The following is a 9,149-nucleotide window of genomic DNA, read 5'->3' on the forward strand; positions in this document are numbered from 1 at the left end:
CCCCTGGATGGTTGCGCCCGATGCTAACAAACCCTGGTCCAGGGAACGGTAGGAGGGACTTCAGTCCCGAAGCTTCTGGCCGAAGAGCTTCGGGACTGAAGTCCCTCCTACCAGGAGCAGGGCGCTGGCGAGGGTGGCCAGCACGGGCCAGGCCAGGTAGCGGAACTCGGCGCTGCCGGAGGCCAGCGCCAGCGGCAGGGCGTAGGCCAGCGAGGACAGCGCGACCGTCGCCGCCAGCCCCGCGCCCGGCGAGCGGTTCGCGCGCATTGCGCCGGCCAGAGCCACGCCCACGCAGGCCAGCAGGTAGATCCACCCGGCGAAGAAGGGCGAATCAATCAACGCCTGCAGCGTCGCCAGCACGCGCGCATGCTGGGGATGCGCCTGCGGCGCCACCGGCGGGTTGTCGCCGTAGGCATGCAGGCCCGCCATCATCACCTGGCCATCGGGCAGCGCGGCGCGGTCCCAGCCGAACAGCAGCTGCGCGAGGCGCGCGCGGTGCGCCAGGTAAGCCGCCGTGTGGTCGCGCGGCAGCGCCAGCACCAGCGCGTCGATCGCCGCACGCTGTTCGGGCGAATACGGCGCGTCGAAGCTGTGCCGCAGCTTGCCGGTCACGTAGATCGTCGTGTTCGAGTAGTCGGTGAAGTGCTGGCGCAGTTCGTCCAGCGTCAGCGTCGGGTCCACCAGCTCCGGCGGATACACCAGCCGGCCTTCGGCCAGCGACACCGCGGCGGCGTCCCACAGCGTCACCACCGACCACACCCGCTCGGTGTGGCGCACGCGGCCATCCTGGGCCGGCAGCGCGGCCAGCACGAACACGGCCACGGCCAGCACCAGCGCGATCACGCCGGTCGGCAGCACGCGACGCCGCGCCGTCCAGGCCGGTGCGTAGCCCGCCACTTCGCGCCAGCCGATCCAGGCCAGCAGCGGCAGCGCGCCGGTGATGGCGTTGTGGCGGAAGGCGCAGGCGAACACCAGCGCCAGCACCGCGCCCGCGCGCCAGCCGCGGTGCGGCGCACGCAGGTCCTGCGCCAGCAGCGCCAGCGCCCAGGTGAAGCCGGCGAGCGTCCACAGGTCCTTCCATATGTGCGGCTGCATCGCCAGCAGCGGCGGCCACAGGCCCAGGAACAGCACGACGAAGGCGCGCCCCGCGGCCGGCAGCCGCAGCGCGGAGGCGAACAGCGCCAGCGCCGACCACAGCAGCAACACCTGCAGCGCCAGCATCCCGCCCGGCCCTTCGACGACGCGGTCGCTGAGCTGCCAGATCATGGCCAGCAGCGGCGGATGCACGCTGTCGAACTGGTTGTTGCGCGCCTGCCACCACTGGTAGGCCGAGTCCCAGCTCATGTAGCCGGGCCAGAACACCCACAGCACCAGCGCCGCGCCAAGCGCCGCCGCCGCCCAGGGCGCCAGCCGCCTCACGGGCGGTGCTCGCGGGCGAGGTATTCGGCGCTGCGCATCTCCACCAGGCGCGAGGCGGTGCGCTCGAACTCCTGGCGCAGCTTGTCGCCACCGTAGAGCCACATCGGCTCGGCCGCGGCGCTGAGCAGCAGGTTCACGTTGCGGTCGTAGAGCTCGTCCACCAGGTGCACGAAGCGGCGCGCGGCGTTGTCATGTGCCAGGTCGAAGACCGGCACGCCCGACACCAGCACGGTGTGGAAGCTGCGCGCGATCTCGATGTAGTCGGCGGCGGCGCGCGGCCCCTCGCACAGCGCGGCGAAATCGAACCAGGCGATGCCCTCGGCCAGCGCGCGCGCTTCGATCGCGCGCCCGTTCACCACCAGCGGGCCGTCCTCGCCGGGGCAGTCGGCGGCCAGCCGCGCGAAGTGCTCGGCCATACCGCGCTCGGCGGCGGCGTCGAGCGGCGTCAGGTAGGTCTGCGCGCGGGTGAGCTGGCGCAGCCGGTAGTCCTGCTTGCTGTCGAGGTGCACCACCGTGCAGTGCGCTTCGATCAGGGCGATCGCGGGCAGGAAGCGCGCGCGCTGCAGGCCGTCCTTGTACAGGTGCTTCGGCGCCGTGTTCGAGGTGGTCACCAGCACCACGCCGCGCGCGAACAGACGCTCGAGCAGGCGGCCCAGGATCATCGCGTCGGCGATGTCGGTGACGATGAACTCGTCGAGCACCAGCAGCTTCAATTCATCGGCCAGGCCATCGGCGACCACCGCCACGGTGTCGGCGGTGTCGGCCGGCAGCGCCTGCACGCGCGCGTTCACCTCGACCATGAAGCGGTGGAAGTGCCAGCGCCGGCGCGGCAGCTCGCCCAGGTGCTCGAACAGCAGGTCGTTGAGGAAGGTCTTGCCGCGGCCGACGCCGCCCCACAGGTACAGGCCCTGCACCGGCGCGGGCGGGCGAAGTTTCCAGAGCCATTGCTTCCAGCGCGGGTGGCGCTGGCGCGCGCGCAGCTGGCGGTGGATGCGGTCGAGTTCGACCAGGGCCTGGCCCTGGGCTTCGTCGGGCTGCCAGCGCCCGGCGTGGATACCGGCGGCGTAGGCGGCGGACGGGCGCTGCGCCGCCGCTTCAGCCATGGCGCGGCGGCGGCAGGTTCTTGCGCACGCCGTTCTTGATCGCGCCGCGCAGGTCCATCAGCCGCCGGTGGAAGAAGTGGCCGGTGTCGGGCATGCGCACCAGGGTCGGCTTTTCCTTCAGCGCATCGATCCAGTCGTAGACCTTCTGCGGATCGACGATGTCGTCGGCCTCGGGCATCACCACCAGCCACGGACAGGCCGGCGGCATCACGCCGTCGAAGGCGCGCAGCCCGACCGGCGGCGCGATCGAGATCATCTGCTTCACCGGCAGCTGGCGCGCGCCCTGCAGCGCGACCCAGCTGCCGAACGAGAAGCCGGCCAGCCACAGCGCGTCGTCGGGGCGCGCCTTGCGGACCCAGTCGGTGACGGCGAGCAGGTCGAGGATCTCGCCGCGGCCTTCGTCGAAGCTGCCCTCGGACTGGCCCACGCCGCGGAAGTTGAAGCGCACGGCAGCGATGCCGAGCTCGCTCAGCGCGCGGGCGGTCATGGTGACCACCTTGTTGTGCAGGGTGCCGCCGTCCGGCGGGTTCGGGTGGCAGACCACGGCCACGCCGGCGCGCTCCTGCCCGGGTTCGGGCAGGTCCACCATCACTTCCAGCCGGCCGGCGGGGCCGGTCAGGTGCAGCGGGCCGGATTCGCTTGGGAAGGCCGGGATGTCGTCCATGGCGGCGATGATAGCCCTTAGCGGGCCAGGTCGAGGCCCAGCAGCACCGGATCGTGGTCCGAGGCCCGCCAGGGGTCTTCGTCGTCGTCCAGGGCGTAGCCGAAGCGCTCGGACTCGTCGGCGCTGTTGTGCCACTCGGCGGCGCCCCGCAGGCGGGCGGCCAGGCCGGCGTCCACCAGGGCGTGGTCGAGGCGGGCCGACAGGCCGGCCCAGACGTAGGAATAGGGTGCGTCGACGCCCGCGACCTCGAAGGCATCGCGCCAGCCTCGGGCGTATAGCGCGCGCAGCGGGTCTTCCTGGGCATGGGCGTTGAGGTCGCCGATCACCAGCTGGCCGGTCGGCCGGGTGCCGGTGGGGTCGGTGGCCAGCCACGCGTGCAATGCCTCGGACGAAGCCACCCGGGTGGCGTTGAAGCAGGCCTGGCCGTCGCCCTGGTCGGCGTCGCCGGCGGGCGCCTCCGAGCGGCAGCCGCCCTTGGACTTGAAGTGGTTGGCCACGACGACGAACACCGGCCCGTTCTCGGCCTGGAAGGCCTGCGCCAGCGGCGCGCGGCTGGCCCGGTTGAACGGCGGCTCGAGCAGGGTCGCCGGCGCGCCGACCGTCCGGAACCGCGTGGCCCGGTAAACCAGCCCGACGCGGATGCTGCCTTCGCCCGGGCCTTCGCCCGCATCCACGACGCGCCAGTCGGCATGCGGCCCGGCGGCGTTGAGCGCGGCGACGAACTGCGCCACCGCCGAGTCCGGCCCGAAGCCATCGTTCTCCAGCTCCATCAGCGCCACCAGGTCCGGGTCCAGCGCCTGCACCGTGGCCACCAGCTTGGCCTGCTGGCGGGCGTGGTCGGCGGCGCGGGCGGCGCCACGCTCGGTCGGGAAGCCGCCGCCGCGGCCGTCGCCGTTGAAGAGGTTGAGCACGTTCAGCCCGACGATGCGGCGATCGCCCGGCACGGTCGGTGCCGCCGGCCGCGGGGCTTGCGTGATGTCGCCCAACGGCGCGACCAGCTGCAGGCGATGGCTGCCGAAGCGCTGGTCGAGCACGCCGGTGGCGCCGGCGATCACGCTGCCGGTGCGCAGCGGGCGTTCGTCCGACAGCGGCTCGCGCAGGAACCAGGGCTCGCCCGGGTTCTGGGCCGACAGGCCGTCGTCGAGCCGCAGCATCACGTCGAAGTTCTGCTGCGCCAGCGCATCGGCCTCGGGGCCCGGCGCCGCGCGCTCGGTGGGCGCGAAGCGGCGCCCGTCGAAGCTCACGACCAGCTCGCCGAAGCGCATGAGGCCGTCGTTGCCGGTCACCGTCATCGGCGCATCGATCTGCAGCAGCATGCCCTCGAAGGCTTCCCAGCCGTGCGGCACCGGCGCGGTGGCCACCCGCGTCGGCGCCATCGTGACGCCGCGCGCCAGCACCGTCGCCTCGACCTCGACCAGCGCGGTGAGGCTGGCGCCGTCCGGCCCGAGCTCCTTCACCGTGCCGGTGGCGCGCACGTGGTCGCCCACCGACAGCGCCACCGCCGGCTGGCCGCCCTGCACCAGGAACAGGCCTTCGGCCGTCAGCGGGTCACCGTCTTCCACGCGCGACTGGATGAACACGCCGCCGAATCCCTTGCCGAAATCGCCGACCACCACGCCCTCCACCGTCACCCGCTGGCCCGCAAGCGGGCTACGGTCGGTCGGCCCCTGCACGGCGCCGATGGCGACCACGGCCGAGCGGGCGGCGGGTTCGGGCTGGCCCGGGGTCTGGCAGCCGGCGGCCAGCACGCAAAGGACGGTCAACAGGGGCAGGCGCATCGGGGACTCCAGGGGGTGCGGACGCCAGAAACGACAACGCCGCCCGGAGGCGGCGCTGGCGGGAGGGCGGGGCCCAAGCTTACTTGAGGTTGTCGACCATCCACTGCACGGTGGCGATGACCTGCTCGTCCGTGAGGTTGGGGTTGCCGCCCTTGGCCGGCATGATGCCCGCGCTGCCCTGGAAGCCTTCGATGGCGTGCTTGTTCATGGTGTCCATGCCCTGGGCGATGCGGGCGGTCCAGGCTGCGCGCTCCAGCTTCGGCGCGCCGCCGGCGCCCGAGGTGTGGCAGGCGCCGCAGAGGGCGTCGTAGATCACCTTGCCGTCGAGGGTGCCATCGTAGGCCACCTGGCCGGCCGAGGCGGCCGCCGCGGCCGCGGCGGCCGCGGCTTGCGCAGCCGCGCCGGTGGAGCCGGCGTACACGCCGCCGACCGGGCGGATGCGCTGCTCGGTGGCGCGCTCGGCGACCGGGTTCGGTTCGGGCTCGAGCTGGCTGTTGACGTAGATGCCCAGGCCGATCAGGGCGAGCGTGATGCCCACCAGGACGGCGATGACCATCGCGAAGTTCTTGAGGAATACCAGATCGTGGTTGCGCACAGTCGTACCTGACGGCGGGCCGCGGCCCGTGGAGGTGAAGGCGGCGATTATATCGGCCCGGCGCCATGCGCGGAAGGCGCCCGGCCAGGGCTTCCTTCACGCGGCTCTTCGGTAGCATGCTGGCCCCGGGCGGGACGGCCCGAGGGGAACAGGCGAAAGGGATGGCGTTGCATCCGCTCAGATTGCTGCAGGACACGCCACCGGGACGGAACGCCGCCTGGGCCGGGATTGCCTTGGCCTCGATGCTGGTGTGGCTGGGGCTGGAGCAGCTGTCGGCCCAGCTCTGGTTCCTGCCCGCCGGCCTGCGCCTGGCGCTGCTGTGGCTGGTGCCGACGCGGCGCTGGGGTTGGCTGGCCGCGTCCGAGATCGCCGCCCAGGCCACCAAGTCGATGGTGATGGGCTATCCGCTGTTCTCGATGACCTTCGTCGGCGTCTGCATCGCGCCGTGGGTGATCTACGCCTCGGTGGTCTTCGTGGCGCGCGGGCCGCAGGCGGGCCAGGCCCTGGACACGCCGACCCGCATGCTGGGCTTCCTGCTCGCCGGCCTGGTCGGTGCGGCGGGCGTGTCGCCGCTGCTGTGGCTGTTCCTGGTGACGGTGCCGATGAGCGCCGTGGACAGCATCGCCAGCATGTTCACCTTCATGTACGGCGACATGATCGGCCAGCTGGTGCTGGCGCCGGTGCTGGTGGCGATCGCGCACGGCCGGATGTCGCCGCGGCGCCAGCCGTTCTGGCGCGACATGGCCGTGGTGCTGGTGGGTGCGCTGGGCCTCTTCCTGCTGCTGCAGGCCTTCGACGACCTGGCGATGTACGTGCTGCTGCTGGCGTTCGCGCCGCTGTTCTTCCTCGGTTTCCGCCACGGCTGGGAAGGCGCGGCGCTGGGCACGCTGGTGCTGGGCGTGGTGATCCAGGCGCTGGTGCAGGGCGGCCTGCTGTCGGTCAGCGTCACGATGCTGCAGTTGGTGCTCGCCGTGGTGGGCGCCGGAGCCCTCGTGCTCGGCGGGGCCAGCACCGCGCTGCGGCACAGCCACGAGGTGCTGGCGCAGCGGCACAAGGAGCTGGCCACCAAGAACGACGAGCTGGGTGCGCTGGCCGAGGAGTTGCGCCACGTCACCCAGCGCCTGGTGCGCATCGAGGAACAGGGCCAGCGCGAACTGGCCAGCGAGCTCGACTACGAGCTCGGCCACGCCATCCACGCGCTGGGTACGCGCATCAGCCTGGCCTTCCGCGACGTGCGCGACGAGCAGGGCACGCGTTTCCTGGAGTCGCTGCGCGAGCAGGTGCGCGAGATCCAGGACAGCCTGCGGCGCGCGCTGCGCCAGCTGCGGCCGCCTATGCTCGACAGCCACGGACTGCGCCACGCGATCGACAACGGGCCGCTGCGCGAGATGCTGGAGGACGGCAACATCGTGTTCGAGCCGCGCTTCACCGGGCCGGTGGACCAGCTCGACGACGATGCCCGAACCGCCGCCTACCGCATCTGCCAGGCCGCGGTGCGCGAGGCGGTGCGGCTCGACACGGTGCGCCGCTTCGCGCTGGACCTGGCGGTCAAGCCGCGCGAGGGCGGCGGACAGGCGGTGTCGCTGGACCTCGACATCGAGTTCTCGCCCTACGCCCGCGCACTGCCGTCGCTGCAGCCGCTGCCGGCGATCTTCGATCGCGTCCTGGCCGAAAAGGGCCGCTACCAGCTCGAGCCGCTGGTGCACGGCCAGCGCCACCGCGTGACCTTCGACGCGGGATGAGAATGACGACCTTGATGCTCTTGCTCGCGATGCTGTCGCCAGCCGCGATGGCGTCCGATGCCCCGGCGGCGCCCGCGCGCCCCTTCATTGAGCGCAGCCTCGTCCTGGCACCGGAGCGCGTTGGCGACCTGGCGCTCGTCGCGATGCAGGATTACCCCGGCAACCCGGCGGCGGGCGTGGGCATCCGCTACCAGCATCCCGAGTTCATGGGCGTGCGGCTCGACCTGTTCGTGTATCCGGCGGGACGCGTCGACCAGGACGCATTGCTGGAGCAAGGCATGGCCGGGGTGACGCGCGAGATCGAGGGGCAGGCGGCCAAGGGCCGCTACACCGACCTCGCGTTCGACCCGATCCGCGACTTCGACCTGCGGCAGGTGGCCACGGATGGCTCGCTCGAGCCTGAAGGCGAAGGCGAAGTCGAAGTCGACGCCGCTGAATCGGAGTCCTGGATCCAAGGGTTCCTGCTCGAGTACGCCGCCGACGCCGACGCCGACACCGGTCGGCTGATGGATGTCAGGCTTTCGATCGATGGCCGGCCCCATCATTCGCGCGCTTTCCTGTTCTATCGCGGCCTGTATCTCTACAAGGGGCGCATCACCACGTCCATCCGCGAGATGCCGGGCGAGAACTTCGAACGCTTCAGCCAGCACGCCATGGCACAACTGGTGCCGGCGATCGAGGTGAGGAACACGGGCGGATGCAGCGACCAGGTCATCCACGTCGATCCCAATGCCAACAGCGACGAAGGCCAGGCCGCCTTCCAGCGCGCCGTGATCGAGGCTTCGGTCCAGGCCACGCAGGAGAATTGCCGGGCGACGCTGGACGAGAACGTGCCCGAGGGCATGCGCGCCGTGCCCTTGGCCTTCGACCCGGCGATGTGGCGCAGGTAGGCCTCGCCTGTCGTTCCGACGACATCAGTCCGGACACCACGGGTGTCGGTGCCACACGGCTGGAAACGATTCAGCCAAGCGGAAAGCCTTTGCTGGCGCGGCATTGGGGCGACGCGGCCAAAACCGGATAACGCTTTTCAAACAAGCGCTTCATCCGCGGTTGTGAAAGCGGGGGCCAACCTCGCCCCACGTCCGGGACGTGCTGCTTCCCCCTAGCCCGCGACGAGGCCCAAGGCCGAACGCTGCCCCCGCAGCGACCCGTTCAAACAGGAGCCAAAGCCCATGAACGCCATCAAATCTTCCCTGCTCGCCACCACCATCGCCCTCTCGCTGGGCGCGTCCGCCTGCGCCCAGCAGCCGAACGACGCCATGCCGGACGGTGCCACCGCGGCCCCGGCCAATGACGCCGCCACGGAGCGCAGCGTCGGCCAGACCATCGACGATGCCACCATCACCGCCTCGGTGAAGTCCCGCCTGCTGGCCGACGAGCGCACGAAGGGCTTCGACATCAACGTCGACACGATGCGCGGCACCGTCAAGCTGACCGGTGGCGCCGACAGCCTCGAGGCCAAGCTCGCCGCCGGCAAGATCGCCGGTGAAGCCGAGGGCGTGATCCTGGTCGACAACCAGCTGGTGGTTGCCGGCGAAGGCACCGAGATGCGCCAGGATGCCAACACCGCCACCGCCTCGGGCGAAGTGCGCGAGGCCCTGGATGAAGCCGGCGACGGCGTCGACGACGCCTGGATCACCAGCAAGGTGAAGGCGCAGCTGCTGGCCGACACCGCGGTGAAGGGCACCCAGATCAACGTCGACACCAAGGCCAACGTGGTCACGCTGACCGGCACGGCCGAGTCGGCCGCCGCCCGCGACATGGCCATCAAGCTGGCCGCCGGCACCAAGGGCGTGAAGAACGTGATCGCCGACCAGCTGCTGGTCAAGCAGTAAGAACCGCCTGAAG

At 71.5% G+C, this 9,149-nt stretch carries 8 protein-coding genes; 3 read left to right on the forward strand and 5 right to left on the reverse strand.

All coding sequences use genetic code 11. The annotated features are described in order from the left end of the window. Positions 1 to 60 precede the first annotated feature (60 nt). The 5 genes from Q0C12_RS05480 to Q0C12_RS05500 form a co-directional block, all read right to left on the reverse strand. Positions 61 to 1,419, reverse strand: coding sequence for a hypothetical protein (locus Q0C12_RS05480; RefSeq protein WP_290887308.1), 1,359 nt, complete (start codon positions 1,417 to 1,419; stop codon positions 61 to 63). Further along, positions 1,416 to 2,522: a cell division protein ZapE gene (gene zapE, locus Q0C12_RS05485; RefSeq protein WP_290887311.1), complete on the reverse strand. Its 1,107-nt coding sequence runs from the start codon at positions 2,520 to 2,522 to the stop codon at positions 1,416 to 1,418. Before zapE ends, Q0C12_RS05480 begins: the two co-directional genes overlap by 4 nt. Next, positions 2,515 to 3,186, reverse strand: a complete 672-nt coding sequence (locus Q0C12_RS05490; RefSeq protein ID WP_290887315.1) for an alpha/beta fold hydrolase — start codon at positions 3,184 to 3,186, stop codon at positions 2,515 to 2,517. Before Q0C12_RS05490 ends, zapE begins: the two co-directional genes overlap by 8 nt. 17 nt (positions 3,187 to 3,203) lie before the next feature. Then, positions 3,204 to 4,964, reverse strand: coding sequence for an ExeM/NucH family extracellular endonuclease (locus Q0C12_RS05495; RefSeq protein WP_290887319.1), 1,761 nt, complete (start codon positions 4,962 to 4,964; stop codon positions 3,204 to 3,206). A gap of 79 nt (positions 4,965 to 5,043) precedes the next feature. Beyond that, positions 5,044 to 5,559 carry a c-type cytochrome gene (locus tag Q0C12_RS05500; RefSeq protein ID WP_290887322.1) on the reverse strand — a complete coding sequence of 172 codons (516 nt, stop codon included), beginning with the start codon at positions 5,557 to 5,559 and terminating at the stop codon, positions 5,044 to 5,046. A 161-nt stretch (positions 5,560 to 5,720) separates the two neighbouring features. On the opposite strand from Q0C12_RS05500, the gene Q0C12_RS05505 reads away from it, so the two are divergent. The 3 genes from Q0C12_RS05505 (at position 5,721) to Q0C12_RS05515 (ending at position 9,136) form a co-directional block, all read left to right on the forward strand. Further along, entirely contained in the window at positions 5,721 to 7,301 is a 1,581-nt protein-coding gene (locus Q0C12_RS05505) for an MASE1 domain-containing protein (RefSeq protein ID WP_290887325.1), read from the forward strand. 14 nt (positions 7,302 to 7,315) lie between these two features. Then, positions 7,316 to 8,191, forward strand: a complete 876-nt coding sequence (locus tag Q0C12_RS05510) for a hypothetical protein (RefSeq protein WP_290887328.1) — start codon at positions 7,316 to 7,318, stop codon at positions 8,189 to 8,191. A gap of 282 nt (positions 8,192 to 8,473) precedes the next feature. Beyond that, positions 8,474 to 9,136, forward strand: a complete 663-nt coding sequence (locus tag Q0C12_RS05515; protein WP_290887331.1) for a BON domain-containing protein — start codon at positions 8,474 to 8,476, stop codon at positions 9,134 to 9,136. Positions 9,137 to 9,149: the final 13 nt, after the last annotated feature.

The sequence above is a fragment of the Arenimonas sp. genome (assembly GCF_022842045.1).
GTDB lineage: Bacteria > Pseudomonadota > Gammaproteobacteria > Xanthomonadales > Xanthomonadaceae > Arenimonas.

Bases quoted from the DNA above. Each gene is read 5' to 3' on its own strand.
- Q0C12_RS05505 (WP_290887325.1), top strand. From the start codon at position 5,721: ATGGCGTTGCATCCGCTCAGATTGCTGCAGGACACGCCACCGGGACGG.
- Q0C12_RS05515 (WP_290887331.1), top strand. From the start codon at position 8,474: ATGAACGCCATCAAATCTTCCCTGCTCGCCACCACCATCGCCCTCTCG.
- Q0C12_RS05510 (WP_290887328.1), top strand. From the start codon at position 7,316: ATGCTCTTGCTCGCGATGCTGTCGCCAGCCGCGATGGCGTCCGATGCC.
- Q0C12_RS05495 (WP_290887319.1), bottom strand. From the start codon at position 4,964: ATGCGCCTGCCCCTGTTGACCGTCCTTTGCGTGCTGGCCGCCGGCTGC.
- zapE (WP_290887311.1), bottom strand. From the start codon at position 2,522: ATGGCTGAAGCGGCGGCGCAGCGCCCGTCCGCCGCCTACGCCGCCGGT.
- Q0C12_RS05490 (WP_290887315.1), bottom strand. From the start codon at position 3,186: ATGGACGACATCCCGGCCTTCCCAAGCGAATCCGGCCCGCTGCACCTG.